Source organism: Priestia sp. SIMBA_032, from assembly GCF_046535215.1.
Lineage (GTDB): Bacteria > Bacillota > Bacilli > Bacillales > Bacillaceae_H > Priestia > Priestia aryabhattai.
This window is the reverse complement of the sequence record NZ_JAWRXD010000002.1, coordinates 708068-727446: the sequence shown is the minus strand read 5'-3', so window position 1 is coordinate 727446 and position 19379 is coordinate 708068. Positions and strand designations below refer to the sequence as shown.

General features: G+C 39.8%; 16 protein-coding genes. All 16 read right to left on the bottom strand.

Annotated features, from left to right (window positions below; genetic code table 11):
- Positions 1-260 precede the first annotated feature (260 nt).
- The gene (locus tag SB717_RS09675) at positions 261-4571 is read right to left on the bottom strand and encodes a PolC-type DNA polymerase III (protein WP_410903627.1); all 4311 of its coding nucleotides are present in this window, start codon (positions 4569-4571) and stop codon (positions 261-263) included.
- Between the two features lie 118 nt (positions 4572-4689).
- Positions 4690-6387: a proline--tRNA ligase gene (locus SB717_RS09670; protein WP_098622950.1), complete on the bottom strand. Its 1698-nt coding sequence runs from the start codon at positions 6385-6387 to the stop codon at positions 4690-4692.
- A 105-nt stretch (positions 6388-6492) separates the two neighbouring features.
- Positions 6493-7752, bottom strand: a complete 1260-nt coding sequence (gene rseP, locus SB717_RS09665; RefSeq protein WP_025750292.1) for an RIP metalloprotease RseP — start codon at positions 7750-7752, stop codon at positions 6493-6495.
- A 78-nt stretch (positions 7753-7830) separates the two neighbouring features.
- A complete protein-coding gene (gene dxr / locus SB717_RS09660; RefSeq protein WP_074677243.1) occupies positions 7831-8979 on the bottom strand; it encodes a 1-deoxy-D-xylulose-5-phosphate reductoisomerase in 1149 nt (382 codons plus the stop codon).
- Between the two features lie 35 nt (positions 8980-9014).
- Positions 9015-9806, bottom strand: coding sequence for a phosphatidate cytidylyltransferase (locus SB717_RS09655; RefSeq protein ID WP_074677245.1), 792 nt, complete (start codon positions 9804-9806; stop codon positions 9015-9017).
- Positions 9807-9824: 18 nt separating this feature from the next.
- Positions 9825-10607, bottom strand: a complete 783-nt coding sequence (gene uppS, locus SB717_RS09650; protein WP_028411408.1) for an undecaprenyl pyrophosphate synthase — start codon at positions 10605-10607, stop codon at positions 9825-9827.
- Between the two features lie 134 nt (positions 10608-10741).
- Complete coding sequence (gene frr, locus SB717_RS09645; protein WP_013058847.1) at positions 10742-11299, bottom strand: ribosome recycling factor; 558 nt, start codon at positions 11297-11299, stop codon at positions 10742-10744.
- A gap of 2 nt (positions 11300-11301) precedes the next feature.
- Positions 11302-12024, bottom strand: a complete 723-nt coding sequence (gene pyrH / locus SB717_RS09640) for a UMP kinase (protein ID WP_028411409.1) — start codon at positions 12022-12024, stop codon at positions 11302-11304.
- 76 nt (positions 12025-12100) lie between these two features.
- Entirely contained in the window at positions 12101-12982 is an 882-nt protein-coding gene (gene tsf, locus SB717_RS09635; RefSeq protein ID WP_013058849.1) for a translation elongation factor Ts, read from the bottom strand.
- A 107-nt stretch (positions 12983-13089) separates the two neighbouring features.
- The gene (rpsB, locus tag SB717_RS09630; protein WP_013058850.1) at positions 13090-13809 is read right to left on the bottom strand and encodes a 30S ribosomal protein S2; all 720 of its coding nucleotides are present in this window, start codon (positions 13807-13809) and stop codon (positions 13090-13092) included.
- Positions 13810-13967: 158 nt separating this feature from the next.
- A complete protein-coding gene (locus SB717_RS09625) occupies positions 13968-14495 on the bottom strand; it encodes a hypothetical protein (RefSeq protein ID WP_410903626.1) in 528 nt (175 codons plus the stop codon).
- A 15-nt stretch (positions 14496-14510) separates the two neighbouring features.
- Positions 14511-15272: a FliA/WhiG family RNA polymerase sigma factor gene (locus SB717_RS09620; protein ID WP_074677249.1), complete on the bottom strand. Its 762-nt coding sequence runs from the start codon at positions 15270-15272 to the stop codon at positions 14511-14513.
- A gap of 56 nt (positions 15273-15328) precedes the next feature.
- Positions 15329-15823 carry a chemotaxis protein CheD gene (locus SB717_RS09615; protein WP_410903625.1) on the bottom strand — a complete coding sequence of 165 codons (495 nt, stop codon included), beginning with the start codon at positions 15821-15823 and terminating at the stop codon, positions 15329-15331.
- A 50-nt stretch (positions 15824-15873) separates the two neighbouring features.
- On the bottom strand, positions 15874-16302 hold the full coding sequence (locus SB717_RS09610; RefSeq protein ID WP_074677253.1) for a chemotaxis protein CheW: 429 nt from the start codon (positions 16300-16302) through the stop codon (positions 15874-15876).
- 30 nt (positions 16303-16332) lie between these two features.
- Positions 16333-18312, bottom strand: coding sequence for a chemotaxis protein CheW (locus SB717_RS09605; protein ID WP_410903624.1), 1980 nt, complete (start codon positions 18310-18312; stop codon positions 16333-16335).
- A 14-nt stretch (positions 18313-18326) separates the two neighbouring features.
- Complete coding sequence (locus SB717_RS09600; protein ID WP_410903623.1) at positions 18327-19370, bottom strand: protein-glutamate methylesterase/protein-glutamine glutaminase; 1044 nt, start codon at positions 19368-19370, stop codon at positions 18327-18329.
- Between the last annotated feature and the right edge of the window lie 9 nt (positions 19371-19379).

Below are 19379 nucleotides of genomic sequence, written 5' to 3'. Positions count from 1 at the left end.
TATAAGAGGTCTAACCTACTAGAGTGGAAATGTTGTCATTTGTGTTGCAGGATTTTAAACGTCACATAATAAATCAATCATGGTGATTGACAAATCTACAGAAAAAACGAATCATGCTAGAAGCCGATTCGTTCTCCATACTACTTACTATGTCAGTAAGTTCATATCAATAAGAAAGAGCGGGTTTCCCCACTCTTTCTCGTCCGTATCCTTAGCATTTCCACAATTACTATATCATAACCGCTTATTTTATGCAAATGTTAGAAAAGAGAAAGCTGGTTCTGATCAGGTAATGATTCAAGGCATCCGTGGTTGTCTAGATACTCTAAAATCGTCTTTGATACTTTGCCTCGCTGCTGCAAGTCTTCTTTCGATAAAAACTCTCCCGTTTCACGAGCTTTTACGATGTTCAGCGCTGCATTTGTTCCAAGACCGGGAATGGCATTAAACGGTGGAATTAAAGACGTGCCGTCAATTAAAAATTCGTCTGCGCTCGATTCATATAAATCTACTTTTTTAAATGAATAGCCTCGTTCGCACATTTCTAAAGAAAGTTCAAGCACCGTTAATAAGTTTTTCTCTTTAGGAGATGCATCTAAACCTTTGGCATTGATTTCTTCCATCTTCGCTCGAATGGCAGTTGAGCCTTTGATCATCGTATCAATATCAAAGTCATCTGCACGAACCGTAAAGTATGCTGCGTAATAAAGAAGCGCGTGGTGCACTTTGAAATAAGCAATACGCACGGCCATCAGTACATAAGCAGCCGCATGGGCTTTAGGGAACATATACTTAATCTTTTTACAAGAATCAATATACCAGTCCGGAACACCATTTTTGATCATTTCTTCTTCAAATTCAGGTGTTAGCCCTTTCCCTTTACGCACAGACTCCATAATTTTAAAGGCAAGTGAAGGTTCAAGACCTTGATAAATCAGATAAACCATGATGTCATCACGACAGCCGATTACTTCACTTAAGTTGCAAATATCATTTCGAATTAGCTCCTGCGCATTACCAAGCCATACGTCCGTCCCGTGCGACAGTCCCGAGATTTGAACAAGCTCTGAAAACGTCGTTGGCTTCGTATCTTCTAACATTTGACGCACAAAGCGCGTTCCAAATTCAGGTATGCCAAGCGTTCCTGTTTTACACATAATTTGCTCTTCTGTTACGCCAAGTGATTCCGTTCCGCTAAAAATTTTCATCACTTCAGGATCATCCGTCGGAATCGTTTTTGGATCAATTCCACTTAAATCTTGAAGCATGCGAATCACGGTCGGATCATCGTGTCCGAGTATATCAAGTTTTAATAAATTATCATGAATCGAATGGAAGTCAAAATGGGTTGTTCTCCATTCGGAATTACGGTCGTCAGCTGGAAACTGGATCGGTGAAAAATCGAAAATATCCATATAGTCCGGTACAACGATAATCCCCCCTGGATGCTGACCTGTTGTACGTTTTACGCCCGTACATCCTGCTACTAAACGATCCACTTCTGCGTTTCGCAAATGTAAATCACGGTCACCGGCATAGCCTTTTACATAGCCATAAGCTGTTTTTTCGGCTACTGTACCGATTGTTCCCGCGCGATATACATTATCTTCTCCAAACAGTACTTTTGTATAGTTGTGAGCTCGCGGCTGATACTCTCCGGAGAAGTTCAAATCGATATCGGGAACTTTGTCTCCTTTGAATCCTAAGAACGTTTCAAACGGAATATCGTGTCCATCTTTAATAAATGGTACGCCACAATCGTCGCAGCTTTTGTCCGGCAAGTCGAATCCAGAACCAACGGAACCGTCATTAAAAAACTCGGATTTCTTACATTTTGGACAAACATAATGCGGCGGCAGTGGATTTACTTCTGTAATTTCCGTCATCGTCGCAACGAATGAAGACCCTACGGAACCACGTGAACCAACTAAGTAACCATCATTCAAGGATTTTTTAACGAGTTTATGCGAGATCAAGTAAATAACGGCAAACCCGTGGCCGATAATACTTTTCAACTCTTTCTCTAGACGAGCTTCTACTACTTCAGGCAGCTCTTCACCGTAGATGCTGCGTGCCATCGCATAGCTCATTTCACGCATTTCTTCGTCTGCACCTTCAATTTTTGGCGTATATAAATCATCTTTAATTGGTTTAATATCGTCAATCATATCGGCTATTTTTTGCGTATTATGAACAACAATTTCTTTTGCTTTGTCCCCGTCTAAAAACGAAAAACAATTCAGCATCTCATCCGTTGATCTAAAATGAACATCCGGCAGCTGATGACGGTTTAACGGGTTAGCCCCGCCTTGTGAACCAATTAAAATTTTTCGGTAAATTTTGTCTTCCGGATTGAGATAGTGAACATTTCCTGTTGCTACAACCGGCTTTCCAATCTTTTCACCGAGCTTCACAATATTGCTGATAATATCTTTTAAAGCTTTCTCATCTCGCACTAAATCCAGTTCAATTAAGTGCTTGTAGTTGTCAGGAGGCTGTACTTCGATGTAATCATAAAATTCAGCTGCTCCTTCTACTTCATCGATTCCTTTTTGCATCATGCCTTCGAATACTTCGCCTCGGTCACATGCGGTTCCAATCAAGATGCCTTCTCGATATTTGTCGAGCTGAGATCTTGGAATTCGCGGCACTCGATAAAAGTAATTTAAATGAGAAATCGAAACGATTTTAAATAGATTTTTTAACCCTACGTCGTTTTGTGCTAAAAGCGTCGCATGATAAGGACGGGCCCGCTGATATGCATTCCCTTCTCCCATATAATCATTTAAGCGATCGTGCATCGTAATTTCGCGTTCAAATGCATCTTTCAGCATTTTATTTAACAAATAGCCGGTTGTTTCCGCATCATAAATCGCGCGGTGATGCTGCACAAGTTCAATATCAAACTTTTTAGCAAGAGTATTTAAACGATGGTTTTTCATATGCGGATACAAAAATCTTCCGAGTTCAAGCGTATCAATAACGCCGTTAGCTGCTTTTTCTAATCCGATTTTTTGCAGTCCCATATTTAAAAATCCCATATCAAAGCTTGCATTATGAGCAACTAAAATACTGTCGCCCATCCACTCATGAAAATCACGAAGTACTTCTGAGATTTCAGGCGCATTTTGGACCATATCATCTGTAATACCCGTCAGTTCAATTGTTGTTGCAGACAGAGGATGATGAGGATTTGCAAACCGTTCAAATCGATCGATGATTTCGCCTTCTTTCATCTTCACGGCAGCAAGTTCAATAATCGTATCGTATACGGCTGACAAACCGGTTGTTTCGACGTCAAATACTACGTAAGTTGCTTCTGTCAAATCCACATGCTGCGGATTATAGGCAATTGGCACGCCGTCGTCCACTAAATTGACTTCCACTCCGTACAGTATTTTAATGCCGTTCTTTTTCCCGGCTCCATACGCTTCAGGAAACGACTGTGCAACCGCGTGATCAGTTATCGCTACAGCCGGATGTCCCCATTTTTTGGCTTGTCCGACTAAAGCTCCAACAGATGAAACGGCATCCATTTGACTCATTGGCGTATGCAAGTGAAGCTCCACACGCTTTTCATCTTCAGGCGCTTTATCCTGTCTAGCAGGACCGGTAATCTCGTTAACATCATTTCCAATCATAACTAGATCACGGACAAATGTATCGTTTTGCACACTTCCGCGAACCTTCACCCACATTCCTTTTTTAATCGCTTGAAGTAAAGGAATATCTTCTTTGTCACGCGAAAACATTTTAACCATAATAGAGTTTGTATAATCTGTCACTTTAAAAATAAGAAGCGTACGTCCGCTTCGTAATTCTCTAGTTTCTGCATCAAATACGTATCCTTCAACGGCAATTCGCTTTTCTTCATCCACAATGGAGTCCAGGCGAACCGTCTCGTCTTTAATCGTATATCCAATTGTAAGCGGACCTTTTGGCAGGTCTTGCCCATCACTTTTTTCATTTTCTTTATTTTGCATTTCTGTGATGGCTTGTAATACTTTTTCTGTATCTTCTTGTTTTCGTTGCTCTACAAACTGCTGAAATGCTTCTTCTGAATGTACAACTTCCGTCATTAGCTGAAGGTTCGGAAACCCATAGGATGCATACTGATCAGCAATTAACTGACTGTACTTTTTACGTAAAGCCGTTCCTTCTGCATCATGTCGTGCATTCACAATCAATTTGGCACCGTTCAATCTCGGCATTTGATCTTGTAAAAGCGACTGCAAAAGCGGAGATATGCCCTGCATTTCTCCAACACAATGCTTCCAATATGACTGTACATGCTCTTCCGTACATTCTTTCTTAACGGTTTGAATAGAAAAAGAAACACTCGCAATATGAGAAAAAGCTGAAGACATGCGAGCATGGAATAACTCATAGATCTCAAAAGGTAATAACCCTTCTAAAGAAAAATGGAAATGCCATTTTTTTTGTTCTTTCTGAATGACGAGCTTTTCAATCGCTGCGTTTTCAAAGTAAGGAACAATTTGATCACTCGTCAGCTCTAACTGCTGCAGCAGCAACTTAAAACGCTCTTTTTTTCCTAGCGTTTGTGCTTCCAAGTTTTCTGCCTCCTTTTATAAATGAGTGCAATCTATTTTAACATAAATGACTTCTATTCTGTCATATGTTCTGTTTATAAACATAAAAACAGCAGGGATACAAATCCCCGCTGCTTCATTATTTCGCTAACAGTTCTTTCACTGTTGAAACAAGATTGTCAACTGACACTTCTAATGACTCCCCGGTTTTGCGTACTTTTACTTCTACAATTCCTTCAGATGCACGTTTACCAACTGTTACTCGAACAGGAAGACCAATTAAATCTGAATCTGCAAATTTTACTCCTGCACGCTCTTGGCGGTCATCTAACAGCACTTCAAAGCGATTATCTAATAACTCATTATATAATTTCTCACCTAGTTCACGCTGTTCATCATTTTTCACGTTAACTGGAATAACGTGCACTTGATAAGGCGTGACAGCTTCTGGCCATAGAAGACCGTTTTCATCATTAAATTGTTCTGCAATCGCAGCTACTGTACGAGAAACACCGATACCATAGCAGCCCATAATCATTGGCTGGCTGCGTCCGTTCTCATCTAGATACGTTGCTCCCATCGCTTCACTATAGCGAGTTCCCAGTTTAAAGACGTGTCCGACTTCAATGCCTTTAGCGAACTTAATAACGCCTTGTCCATCCGGTGACTGATCTCCTTCTTGGATGAAGCGGAAATCTTCATAAGTTGCATTAAAGTTAACTTCATTTACATTTGTATAGTGATAACCTTCTTCATTTGCTCCGCATACACCGTTAACAATTGCTTTTACAGCATGGTCAGCTACTACTTCTACTGAATCACTTACGCCAATCGGGCCTACTGAACCAACTGCGCATTTTAATACGTCTTTTGTTTCTTCTGGAGTTGCCAGTTCAACAACGGAAGCTTCAAAATAGTTTTTCACTTTAATATCGTTTACTTCGTGATCCCCGCGAACAAGTACAAGCACAAAACGATCATCTACCTTAAATAAAAGGGACTTGATACAAGAAGTCGCTTCAACATTTAAGAAAGCAGCTACGTCTTCAATGCTGTGCTGATTTGGTGTTTCCACTTTTGTTAATTCTTTTTCAGCTTCAGTTGATTTTTCATACGTATTTACAACCGGTGCCATTTCAACATTTGCTGCATAAGAAGATGTATCTGAATAAGCAATTGTATCTTCCCCGATTTCAGAAAGAACCATAAATTCATGGGTATCTTTTCCGCCCATTGCACCTGAATCAGCGATAACCGCACGGAAATTTAATCCGCAGCGCTCAAAGATGCGGCTGTAGGCAGCAAACATTTTGTCATACACTTCATCTAAACTTTCTTGAGAAGCATGAAACGAATATGCATCTTTCATAATAAATTCACGACCGCGTAATAAGCCAAAGCGTGGACGTTTTTCATCGCGGAACTTCGTTTGAATTTGATATAAATTTAGCGGTAAACGTTTGTATGACTTCACTTCGTCACGAAGCAGGCTTGTGATAACTTCTTCGTGTGTTGCTCCCAAAGCAAATTCACGGCCGTGACGATCTTTCATACGCATCAACTCAGGTCCGTATGAATACCAGCGGCCAGACTCTTGCCACAATTCAGCTTGTTGTAAAGCAGGCATCAATAATTCGACAGAACCTGCACGGTCCATCTCTTCACGAACAATTTGTTCAACTTTTTGCAATACGCGCTTGCCAAGCGGTAAAAAGCTGTACACGCCGCTTGCATTTTGGCGCATATAACCTGCGCGCAATAGAAGCTGATGGCTTTTTATATCCGCATCAGCTGGCACTTCTCTTAATGTAGGAATCAATGTAGAACTTTGTCTCATAACCTCGCACCTCTTTGCTTACTTCTCTATCTTATTTTTTTAAGGCGGACCATGCCGCAATTTTCATATAATCAGCGAGGGAATATCCCTCGCTGAGCGTATGTCTTATAAAAAGAACTTTTGAATATCGTTCCACGTTACAACGAGCATCAGCAGCATTAATAAAGCAAAACCGATAAAATGAACAATGCCTTCTTTTTGACGATCAATTGGCTTACCACGAATTCCTTCTACAGCGAAGAACAATAGTCGTCCTCCATCTAAAGCAGGAAGTGGAAGCAAATTGACAATCCCTAAGTTAATACTTAAAACAGCTGCCCATTTCATTAGATAATAAATGCCTGACTGTGCTACTTGATCGGTTGCTGCGTAAATACCTACAGGACCAGAAAGCATATCGAGCTTGAACTGTCCTGTCACAAGCTTCCCTAGACCCGTTAAGATTTCTTTCATCCACGTATATGTTTCAGTAGCTCCGTGCGTGATCGAACCAATGAATGACTTTTCAACCGGTGCATATACGCCAATTAATCCAATTGTCTGTTCCCCAACCTTGCGGCTTTCAGGCGTAATCGGAATATCAAGGGTTTTGCCGCCGCGCTGAACCGTGAATGTAATTTGCTGTTCAGGATGTTTTTGAATTACTTTTACGACATCATCCCACGTTGAAACACTTTGTCCATCAATTGCTTGAACTTTATCTCCTTGTTTAAGTCCCGCATCAACGGCTACTCCATCTGATGTTAATTTGCCCATCACAGGTTTGTCAACAACATATCCTTGAGAAATCCCAAGAACGATAAAAATAACAAAGGCTAATATAAAGTTCATTAGCGGGCCAGCGAAAATGGCTAGTGCACGCTGACCAAGAGTTTTGGAAGCAAACTGACGGCTGTAAGGTGCAATTTGAATTTCTTCTCCGTCCATAACAAAGTAAGATTCTTCTGCTACCTCGAATTTTTGCAGACGTTCATCTTCACCTTCTTCATAACCTGAAATAAATAGATTATGCTCTAAGTCTGCTTGCTCTACCTCAATAACTTTTGCATTTGGATGCTGTTCCTTGTTATTGATAATGACTTTATTTACTTTGCCTTCCTTATCAAACATGAGGCCCACCATTTGACCAGGCTTAACTTCAATCATTTCCGGGTCTTCTCCAGCCATTCGAACAAATCCACCTAGAGGCAGTAAGCGAATGGTATAAACTGTTTCATCTCGTTTAAATGAAAAGATTTTGGGACCAAACCCAATGGCAAACTCACGGCATAAGATGCCTGCACGCTTTGCAAAAACTAAATGACCAAGCTCATGAAAGAATACAAGAGCTCCAAAAATGACGACAAACGCAATGACTGTGTTCAATGGGTATTACCCCCTTCATGTAATAGAGTCAAACCTCCACCCACTAGAAATAAGTGAGCGGCTTCTCTCGCACGCACATTATCGAGAGATGGCGGATCTAACAAACTCTCTTGCTTCTAAATCTACTTCTTTGATAGTAGATAAACAAGGTTTCTGTATTACAGTATGTTCATTCATTGCTTTTTCAATCACATCTTCAATTTGTAAAAATGTAATGTGCCCATCTAGAAAGGCTTGAACAGCTTCTTCATTAGCTGCGTTTAAAACAGTCGGAAGTGTTCCACCCGCTTTGCCAGCCTCAAATGCAAAAGCTAAACAGCGAAAACGCTCTTCATCCATTTTAGCGAAATGAAGCTGGCCAATATCCGCCAAACTTAAACGCTTGGTGTTAGGCAAAGACATGCGCTTTGGATACGTTAACGCGTATTGAATTGGCACGCGCATATCAGGCGTTCCAAGCTGAGCAATAACGCTTGTATCAGAATACTCTACCATAGAATGAATGATGCTTTCCTTATGTAACAATACATCAATTTTCTCATAGGGAAGATTAAAAAGCCAATGTGCTTCAATCACTTCTAGTCCCTTATTCATCATCGTTGCCGAATCAATTGTAATTTTAGCTCCCATTGACCAGTTTGGATGATTTAACGCATCTTCAACCGTTACTCCCTGTAGTTCTGCTCTCGTCTTATCTCGAAAGCTCCCTCCAGAAGCCGTTAAAATTAAACGATCTATTGCTTTTTGATCTTGCCCTTGCAAACTTTGAAAAATAGCTGAGTGCTCACTGTCTACCGGTAAAATATCAGCGCCATATTCCTTGGCTGCTTCCATGACAAGGTGACCAGCGGTAACAAGTGTCTCTTTATTTGCAATAGCAATTGTTTTTCTCATTTTGATTGCTTCTAGCGTAGGAGTCAACCCTACACTTCCAAGAACAGCGTTTACCAACACTTCTGTAGATGGATGAGTTGCTACTTCCACAAGCCCTTCTTCTCCATAAACAAATCGAATAGAAGGGAATTCCGCTTGCAGCGACAGACAATCTTCTTTCTTCATCACAGAAACAAGGGCTGGCTTACACTGCTGAATAATCTTTCTTGTTTCATTAATATTTCGACCTACAGAAATTGCTGAGAGCTCAAAATGTTCAGGATGCGCTCGAACAATATCAACGGTTTGAGTACCGATTGAACCTGTAGCTCCTAACAAGGAAATTTTCTTCAAGTATATTCACTCCTATTAAAACAAAGACATCTTTTTTATAGAGATAATAAAAAAGCTAAAATTGGCATGATGAACATCAAACTGTCAAAACGGTCTAAAATCCCACCATGACCCGGTAAAATTTTCCCTGAATCTTTTACGCCATAGTGACGTTTGAACGCTGATTGTACAAGATCACCCATCTGGCCAAATAACGATACGATAATACCAATTACAAGTAGTTCGATCATCGTTTGATCAATATTTGCTAACAGCTTAAATACAATGGCTACTACAATAGCGCATACGACGCCACCAACAAAACCTTCAATTGTTTTATTGGGACTGATTTCCGGCCATAGCTTTCGTTTCCCCATTGCTCGTCCAATAAAATAAGCTCCGGAATCCGTCGCCCAAATAATAAGAAAAGCAAAGAACAAATAAGCTAAGCCGAACTCTTGACGAACCTCGATAAAATAATGAAAGCCAAAGCCAACATATACTGTCGTTAATAAAATAAATCCAACGTCATCGAAGGTAAATTTATTTTTAACTACAACCGTGTACATTAATAAAAGAAGGACAGCAGCAAGCGCTACTTCTATCTTATGTTCACTTAAGAATTGAAATGCAACATCTCTTCCGTTTGGCAGCAAAAACACCCAAGTTAGTAATATACTAATGATACTTGGAAAAGACATTGCTTTCAAATGTTTCATTTTTAAAAGCTCAATTACACCAACTGTTCCAATTACATACATGATAAGGGTAAAAGGTAACCCTCCAATTAAAACAATCGGCACAAATACCGCAAGTGCTACAATCGCGGTGATAATGCGCTGTTTCATCTTGTTTTCCACACCTTCTTATACACCACCAAAGCGGCGACCGCGCTTTTGGAACGCCTCGACTGCTTCGATTAAATGATTTTCTTTAAAATCTGGCCATAATACTTTTGTAAACCAAAACTCTGTGTACGCTAGCTGCCAAAGCATAAAGTTACTTAAGCGAAGCTCGCCACTTGTGCGAATAAGCAAATCCGGATCTGGAAGGCTTTTGCTCATTAAATAGGAAGAAAATAAATTTTCTGAAATAGAAGAGGAAGCCACTTTTCCCTGTTCTACATCTTCTGCCAATGACCGAATAGCGCCCACAATTTCGTGACGGCTACCGTAATTAAGCGCGAAGTTTAAAATCATCCCCGTGTTATGCTTTGTTTTTTCAATTGCCTTATCCACGGCTCGAATCGTATGGGCAGGGAGTTCACTTTTATCTCCCATAATACGAACTTGCACATTTTTTTCAATTAGCTCAGGCAAAAAGGTTGTTAAAAATTCCTCTGGCAATTTCATTAAAAACTCAACTTCAGTTTTGGGGCGCTTCCAATTTTCAGTGGAAAATGCATATAACGTTAATACTTTAACACCTAATTCATTGGCCAGTCTGGTCACATGACGCACTACTTTCATTCCTTCATGATGGCCCATCATGCGAGGAAGAGCTCGTTTTTGCGCCCAACGACCGTTCCCATCCATAATAATTGCAATATGTTCAGGAACAGGGTGCTGTTTCACTTGATCTTTTCGTTCTGACAAAGACAGTGTATTTAAATCTTGACTTTTCTTCCATGCTTGAAATTTTCTTAACATGCAAAGGTCCCCCGTTGTACGCTCTCACATAAACGTATAGCTTATGTGAGTTTTTTCTTACTACACATTATTAACAAAAAAACCCCCTGTAAACAATAGAGGGTCTTTTACAATATATTTTACCTTGAAATGACTTAAACTGCCATAATTTCTTCTTCTTTATCTTTTGCCACTTTATCCACTTTTACGATATGATCATCCGTTAGTTTTTGAATGTCATCACTGTAGCCGCGTAAATCGTCTTCAGTAATTTCACCTTTTTTCTCTAACTTTTTAAAATCATCGTTTGCATCACGGCGTACGTTACGAACCGCTACTTTTGCTTCTTCAGCATATTTTTTCACCATTTTCACTAACTCACGACGACGCTCTTCCGTTAAAGCAGGAATCGATAAACGGATAATAGTTCCATCGCTTGTAGGTGTTAATCCTAAATCAGATTTTAAAATAGCTTTTTCAACTTCACCAATTTGTGATTTGTCATAAGGCTGAATAACAAGCATACGAGCTTCCGGTACACTTACTTGCGCCAATTGGTTAATCGGTGTTGGTGCACCGTAGTATTCTACCGTTACGCGATCAAGAAGTGACGCACTTGCACGTCCAGCGCGAATTGATGCTAGTTCGCGGCTAAATGATTGAATTGCTTTTTCCATTCTTTCTTTTGCGTTTTGCAACACTTGTTTTGGCATGTTTATTTCCCCTTTACAATTGTTCCAATGTTTTCGCCTGTAACGGCACGTTTAATATTGCCTTCTTCCGTAATTGAGAAAACAATTAGCGGAATATCGTTGTCCATACATAATGAAGAAGCTGTAGAATCCATAACAGCTAGTCCATCTTTTAAAACATCAATATATGTTAATGTTTCATATTTTACAGCATCAGGTACAAGCTTAGGATCTGCATTATAAACGCCATCTACGTTGTTTTTAGCCATTAAGATAACGTCAGCTTCGATTTCAGCTGCACGCAAAGCTGCTGTTGTATCTGTAGAGAAATAAGGGTTTCCTGTACCCGCAGCGAAAATAACAACGCGTTTTTTCTCAAGATGTCGAACAGCTTTTCTTCTAATATAAGGCTCTGCTACTTGTCTCATCTCGATAGAAGTCTGAACTCGTGTTTGCACACCAATGTTCTCTAAGCTATCTTGAAGAGCCAGCGAGTTCATTACTGTTGCTAGCATTCCCATATAATCAGCAGCTGCACGATCCATACCCATTTCACTACCAATTTTACCACGCCAAATGTTTCCGCCACCAACGACTACAGCAATTTCCACACCTAATTCATAAACGGCTTTTACTTGTTCAGCAACAGATTTGATGATGGATGGGTTAATACCAAAACCATCTTCACCAGCTAATGCTTCTCCACTTAACTTTAATACAATACGATTATATTTTGCTTGACTCATGCTTACCTCCATCGTTAACGGTGAGATCTCTTTTGTAAAAAAGGGAACACACAGTGTTCCCTATACGGTCAAACCCTTACTTTTTAACTTGGTTCATTACTTCTTCAGCGAAGTTGTCTTGACGTTTCTCAATACCTTCTCCTACTTCAAAACGAACGAAGCTTTCAACAGTAGCGCCTTTGCTCTCAACGAACTGACGTACTTTTTGATCAGGATTTTTAACAAATGTTTGATCTAGTAAGCAAATATCTTCGAAGAATTTGCCAAGGCGACCTTCAACCATTTTTGCAACGATTTTTTCTGGTTTGCCTTCGTTTAATGCTTGTTGAGTTAATACTTCGCGCTCACGCTCAGTTTCTTCAGCAGAAACTTGGTCACGAGAGATGTATTTAGGGTTGATTGCAGCGATGTGCATAGCAACGTCTTTTGCAACAGCTTCTTCAGTTGTACCAGATAATACTGTTAACACACCGATACGTCCGCCAGCATGTAGGTAAGCACCAAATGCATCAGCATCAGTTTTTGTTGCTACAGCGAAACGACGTAGAGATAATTTTTCTCCGATTGTAGCGATTGCAGAGTTGATGTGTTCTTCAACAGTTGCACCGTTTTCCATTTTTTGAGTAGCAGCTTCAGCAGCATCAGCTGGTTTGTTAGCTAAGATGTGAGCAGCTAATTCTTTTGTTAATTTTTGGAAACCTTCGTTTTTCGCAACGAAATCAGTTTCAGAGTTAACTTCTAAGATAACAGCTTCGTTACCTTGAGTTTCGATGTAAGTTAGACCTTCAGCAGCAATACGGTCTGATTTTTTAGCAGCTTTTGCAATACCTTTTTCACGTAAGAAATCGATTGCTTGCTCCATATCACCGTTAGTTTCAGTTAACGCTTTTTTACAATCCATCATACCAGCGCCTGTTTTTTCACGTAGTTCTTTTACCATTTGAGCAGTAATTGCCATAATGTGTAGCCTCCTTGTTTGGGTATGTAATTAATGTATATAAATGGGTTAAATCTTTTCAAAAAAAGGTGATAAAAGGCTATTCCCTCTTATCACCTTTCACGGAATTAAGCAGTAGTTGTTTCAGTTTCAACTGCTGTTTCTTCACCTTGTTTAGCTTCTAGAATAGCATCAGCAACTTTAGAAGTTAAAAGTTTAACAGCACGAATTGCATCATCGTTTGCAGGGATTACATAATCAATTTCGTCTGGATCACAGTTAGTGTCTACGATACCAACGATTGGAATGTGTAATTTTTTAGCTTCCGCTACTGCAATACGCTCTTTACGAGGGTCAATGATGAATAATGCATCTGGAAGTTGTTTCATATCTTTAATGCCGCCTAAGAATTTTTCAAGACGCTCTAACTCTTTTTTAAGTTGAACTACTTCTTTCTTAGGTAGTACTTCGAAAGTACCGTCTTCTTGCATTTTTTCGATATCTTTTAAACGTTTGATACGTTTTTGGATAGTTGAGAAGTTAGTTAATGTACCACCTAACCAACGTTGGTTAACAAAGTACATACCAGCGCGAGCTGCTTCTTCTTTAACAGAATCTTGAGCTTGTTTTTTCGTACCTACGAATAAAACAGTACCGCCGTCTGCAGCTAATTCTTTAACGAATTTGTACGCTTCTTCTACTTTCTTAACTGTTTTTTGAAGATCGATAATGTAGATGCCGTTACGCTCAGTGAAGATATATTTCTTCATCTTTGGGTTCCAACGGCGAGTTTGGTGACCGAAATGTACACCAGCTTCTAGTAATTGTTTCATTGAAATTACTGACATGTGTTTTTCCTCCTAATGGTTTTAAGTCTCCTCCGCTTATATCATCTTCAGCCGAAACTACAAAAAGTAGCACCATCAACCGAATCAACAAGCGTGTGTAATAACACCAAAAACTAATATAGCACACTCTTTTTTCACAAGCAAGCGTTTCATTAAGTTTATTGATGAAATTTCAATAATAATTCAATTTCAGTTTTCCCTCTGTGTAAATGTTTTGCAATTTCTTCAATTGTTAAACCTTTTTCCTTTAAATAAACGGAAAATTCTTTTATCTCTTCACCTGACAAATCTTGAATTTGGTCTGTAGTTAATTCATCAAAAGATGTGCTTATATGTTTCTGATTTTCTTCTATAGAGAGAAGTTCATGCAGCGACTGAGAAGGCTCACTTTTTAGATCCACCCTTTGAACAGGCACGTCTTCTTCATCTACCAAAGGTGATTTCGCGCTGTTTTCTTCCATTTCGGAAGAAAGCGAAGTTGAACGCTCACGAAGCTGTCGTAAAAACTGTTCGTTTTGTTCCTGAAATTCAGCGAGATATGAACTCATTGCAGCTTCCATTTTATTTATATTTTGCTGGTGCAAGCTTTCAATCCTTTTCACTTTGGTCACTTGCATATATAAAAGAATAATGCAAAGCAGTGATAGACCATGAATTAAAAAACTAACTGTGAGTAAAAACCCCATCCTTTTACCTCTTCACTAAATTATTTTGCTTAAACTCGTACGCATTTTAAACAGCGCTTTCGAATGAATTTGAGAAATGCGTGAAGTGGATAGCCCTAACAGCTGCGCGATCTCCGTGAAAGTCAACTCTTCTTTATAGAATAATGAAACAACAAGCTGCTCTTTTTCATTTAGCTGCTCAATAACTTCAGCGAGCTCTTGATATCGTTCGTCGTTAATTAGCTCCTCTTCAGGGGAGCGCGTTTTTTCATCTTTAATCGTGTATTTTTGCTCTCCATCTTCATACTCTTTTGGCTGTTCTTCCATTGACAAAACGTTAGCTAAGAAGCCTTCATTCATTGTATGAACAACATCTGCTTCTGTCATGCCTACTTCTTTTGCAACCTCACTTGGTGCAACTCTGCGCAAGTATCTTTGTTCAAGTGCTTCTGTTGCTTGCTCAATCTTTTTCGTCTTTTCCCTTGCGCTTCTTGATAACCAATCTTCTTTACGAAGCCCGTCTATTATCGCCCCTCGAATTCGAAAAGACGCATATGTATCAAACTTTAAGTCTCTACCGTAATCAAACTTTTCCAAAGCATCGTAAAGGCCGATTAACCCTAAACTACGAAGCTCTTCTTTATGAATATTCTTTGGCAACCCCACGCTAATCCGCTGAACATGATAGTTAACAAGCGGCATATACTTTTTAACAAGCATGTTTCCCGCATATGAGTCTCTCGTCTCTATCCATTCCTGCCAAATTTTATGTTCTTCAACTTCTTGTATACTTTTCAAGGGTCTTTCAACTCCTTTTTATAGCGCTATTAAACGGTCAACGGTCAGAGCGCGCTTTATATCGTTTTTATTCCTTCATTAATCGTACGAACCTTTAAAATAGCCGTTTGGGGATCAAATTCAATTGTGCGTCCGTTGTGTCCTCCTATAGCTTTTGCCGCAATTTCTACACTGTTTCTATGCAGCTCTCTCTCCACTGCTTGAACATTTCGAAGGCCAATTCGCATCACATCATTTCTTGGTTCAAATTGAAACATCTGTGCGCCCCCTGCTATTTTTGCTTTTAATAATCTTCTATGTGCGCCTTGTTTAATCAACATATTTATCAAATCAAAAACGGCTGTATCTGCATATTTAGCTCGATTAAAAGGACATTTAGCCCCGTTTGAATCCGGAAGCATCACATGAGCGAGCCCAGCTACTGAGTGAACAGAGTCATAAATGATAACTCCTACACATGACCCTAATCCCGCTGTTCGAAGCACTGCGGGTGCATGTGTAACATTCATCTCGGCAATTCCTACCTTAATCACTTGTTTATCATCTCTCACGATTCTTCAACTCCTAGAACCTTCAGCCTGATATCCATTATTCGTTTGGCTCACTGGAGGTGGTCTTCTAAAGAGAGCACTTGAGGTAAATTGAGAAGAACAATTAAACGGCTATCTACTTTAACGACTCCGTTCAAGTATTCTACAGCTGTTCCTTCAACTGTTTCAGGTACTGAAGCAATCGTTTTTTCATCAATATCCACCACATCATTTGCCGCATCGACAATCAAACCTGCTTCTATATCATTAAGACGAACCATAATAATACGTGTCAGCTCATGGTTAAGCTGTTCTTGTAAGTTAAAACGAGTGCGCAAATCAATAATCGGTGTAATAACACCGCGAAGATTAATAACACCTTTTACATATTCTTTTACTCCAGGAACACGTGTTATGTGCTGAATCTTTTCAATCGATTGCACTTCTTCTACTGAAATTCCGTACTCCTCGTCCTCTAATTGAAACACAATAATTTTCATGCATTTCTCCCTTTCCTTTTACAGTGTTTGTTATTTAATCAAAGCGTTGCAATCAATGATAAGTGCTACTTGTCCATCGCCTAAAATCGTGGCTCCTGAAATAGCAAATACACCGGGCAGATAATGACCTAAAGATTTTAAAACGATTTCCTGCTGACCGATAAAAGAATCAACAATTAGCCCGGCGGTCTTTTCTCCTTTTTTCACAATAACGACTGAATAATGATCCCCTTGTACCGAGTTAGGCACAGTAAATAGTTCTTTTAAATCAACAAGAGGAATAATAGCTCCTCGAAAGTCAATAACCTTTTGACCGTGTACGTGCATGACCTCTTTCGGCTGAACAATAGCTGTTTCAATAATTGAAGAAAGCGGCAAGGCATAGCGCTCTTCACTCATTTGCACGAGTAAAGCAGAAATGATAGACAAAGTGAGCGGCAGCTGAATAGAAAAACGCGAACCGTACCCTTCATTAGAATCGATCGTTACAGAACCCCCTAGAGATTCAATCGTGTTTTTCACGACATCTAAACCTACTCCTCGTCCGGAAACATCTGAAATTTGTTCAGCCGTCGAAAAGCCCGAAGCAAAAATGAGCTCGTACACTTGTTTATCCGTCAGCGTTTCAGCTGTTTTTCCATCGATAATTCCTCGATCTAACGCTTTTTGCAGTATCTTTTCACGATTGATGCCCGCCCCGTCATCTTCTAAATCAATAAAGACATGATTTCCGCTATGATAAGCTTTAAGGCGAATCGTTCCCTTTTCATTCTTTCCGTTCTTTAAGCGCACTTGAGGCATTTCAATTCCATGGTCAACGGCATTTCTTAATAAGTGAACAAGCGGATCTCCAATTTCATCAATGACGGTTCGGTCTAGCTCTGTGTCGGCTCCGACAATTTGAAGTTCAATTTGTTTCCCTAAATCTTTTGAAAGCTGTCTCACCATACGAGGAAACCGATTAAAAACGGTTTCTACAGGCACCATACGCATATTTAAAATAATCGTTTGCAAATCTCCAGAAATACGGGACATCCGCTCTACCGTTTCGTCTAACTCGCTGTTATTCAATTCTTTTGATATTTGTTCTAACCTGCCTCTATCAATAACTAGTTCTTCAAACAAGTTCATGAGACTGTCCAAACGGTCAATATTGACTCGAATCGTCTTGTTATTTGAGGCCTGTCTTTTCTCTTCAACAGGCCGTTTAAAAGGTGCGGACACAGTAACTTCCTGTATGGCTGCTGCTGCTTCTTGTGAAACCGGCTTCTCCGTTTCTGTCTCCTTTTTTATGGGGACCGCAGCAAGTTTCACGCTTTCTACTTCAGAGACTTCCATAATGCTCGCCTGCAGCTTTTCTTGCGATTCGGTCGTTACTAATATAACGATAAAAGATGATTCAAATTTTTCTTGTTCGATATCTTGAACGGTTGGTACTGACTTAATGACGTCTCCTGCTTGCTCTAACACATCAAATACCATATACGCACGCGCAGCTTTTAACAGACAGGTGCGCTCGAGCTGTACGGTTATTTCAAACGTATTAAACCCTTGATCTGCTGTTTGACTGAGCAGCGTTTGTACGAATTCATCATACTCAATAGAAGAAGCCGCATGCTCTGCTGCGGGTTCCTCTGCTACAATACGCTGCAGCTTTTGAACAAGCAATTTGACATCAAGCTGACCATTGCCGCCTTCAGAAATAGATTGAACCATTATTTCTAGCGCATCGACTGATTGAAACAAAGCATCAAGAACTTCCGTGTGCGCGTCGATTTGATGATTTCGAACGGCATCTAACACGTTTTCCATTTTGTGAGTTAATTGTGCTAAATCATCAAACCCCATTGTTGCAGACATACCTTTTAACGTATGAGCAGACCGAAAAATTTCGTTTACATAGCCAAGATCATCGGTTTTTTTTTCAAAACGCATTAGCTGGTCATTAACGTTTTGAAGATGTTCCTTGCTTTCTTCAATAAACACTTCTAGATATTGATTCATATCCATCGTAACTTTCCCTCCTATTTCTGTGCGTAGCGAGAAATAAAGCTTCCAACGTTTCGCAGCGGTTCAATATAATCAACAAGCTTTGTAGAAACAGCTGATTTGGGCATTCCATAAATGACAGCTGTTTCTTCAGATTCAGCCAATATAAGCGCGTCTTTATTTTTCTTTAAATTAATAATGCCTTCCGTTCCATCCGCCCCCATTCCCGTCAACACAATAGCAAGTTTTTGATAACCTGAAATTTTACTAATCGACTGAAACAATCGATCCACTGAGGGGCGATGTCCTTTTATAGGTGAAGAAGTGTCTAGACAAATGCTGAGCTGTCCTTTTTTCTCTACAACCGTCATATGAAAACCTCCAGGAGCAATATAAGCACATCCTGAGCGAACGTTTTCATTGTCTTTTGCTTCTTTCACTTCAATATCAGCTAGCTGATTTAGTCTAACCGCTAATGATTTTGTGAAATTTGGAGGCATATGCTGCACAATAAAAATGGGTGCACTTATATCTTTTGAAACAGTTGATAATACTTCTTGCAGCGCACGCGGCCCTCCAGTAGAAGTACCAATACAAATCATTTTGTTCACCTTCGTCCCTGCCGGGAGGTTATATACACTGCTTTTTTGCATGTGCTGATGACTGCTTGAAGATATGTTGGCTTTACTAGCCAGCAATAGTTTAGAGATGAGCTCATCTTTCACTTTATGTAAGTCAAGCGAAATAGCTCCCGAAGGTTTAGCAACAAAATCAACTGCGCCGTACTGCATAGCGGTCAGCGTATTTTCAGCACCTTCTATTGTTGTACTCGATAACATGACAACAGGAAGAGGCTTCACACGCATGAGCTGTTTTAACATATCTAAGCCATTCATTTTGGGCATTTCGATATCAAGTGTCACAACGTCTGGCGACAGCTTGAGCGCTTTTTTTAACCCTTCTTCACCGTTACGTGCTGTACCCACAACGTGAAAACGACTGTCACATGCTAAAAAATCGCCGATTAACTTTCGCATAAATGCAGAATCATCCACAATGAGCACCTTTATTTCATTCACTCTAATTTC

Coding starts and splice junctions, on each gene's coding strand:
- SB717_RS09670 (WP_098622950.1), bottom strand. CDS start 6,387: ATGAGACAAAGTTCTACATTGATTCCTACATTAAGAGAAGTGCCAGCT.
- SB717_RS09655 (WP_074677245.1), bottom strand. CDS start 9,806: ATGAAACAGCGCATTATCACCGCGATTGTAGCACTTGCGGTATTTGTG.
- uppS (WP_028411408.1), bottom strand. CDS start 10,607: ATGTTAAGAAAATTTCAAGCATGGAAGAAAAGTCAAGATTTAAATACA.
- frr (WP_013058847.1), bottom strand. CDS start 11,299: ATGCCAAAACAAGTGTTGCAAAACGCAAAAGAAAGAATGGAAAAAGCA.
- pyrH (WP_028411409.1), bottom strand. CDS start 12,024: ATGAGTCAAGCAAAATATAATCGTATTGTATTAAAGTTAAGTGGAGAA.
- tsf (WP_013058849.1), bottom strand. CDS start 12,982: ATGGCAATTACTGCTCAAATGGTAAAAGAACTACGTGAAAAAACAGGC.
- rpsB (WP_013058850.1), bottom strand. CDS start 13,809: ATGTCAGTAATTTCAATGAAACAATTACTAGAAGCTGGTGTACATTTC.
- SB717_RS09625 (WP_410903626.1), bottom strand. CDS start 14,495: ATGGGGTTTTTACTCACAGTTAGTTTTTTAATTCATGGTCTATCACTG.
- SB717_RS09610 (WP_074677253.1), bottom strand. CDS start 16,302: ATGAAAATTATTGTGTTTCAATTAGAGGACGAGGAGTACGGAATTTCA.
- SB717_RS09605 (WP_410903624.1), bottom strand. CDS start 18,312: ATGGATATGAATCAATATCTAGAAGTGTTTATTGAAGAAAGCAAGGAA.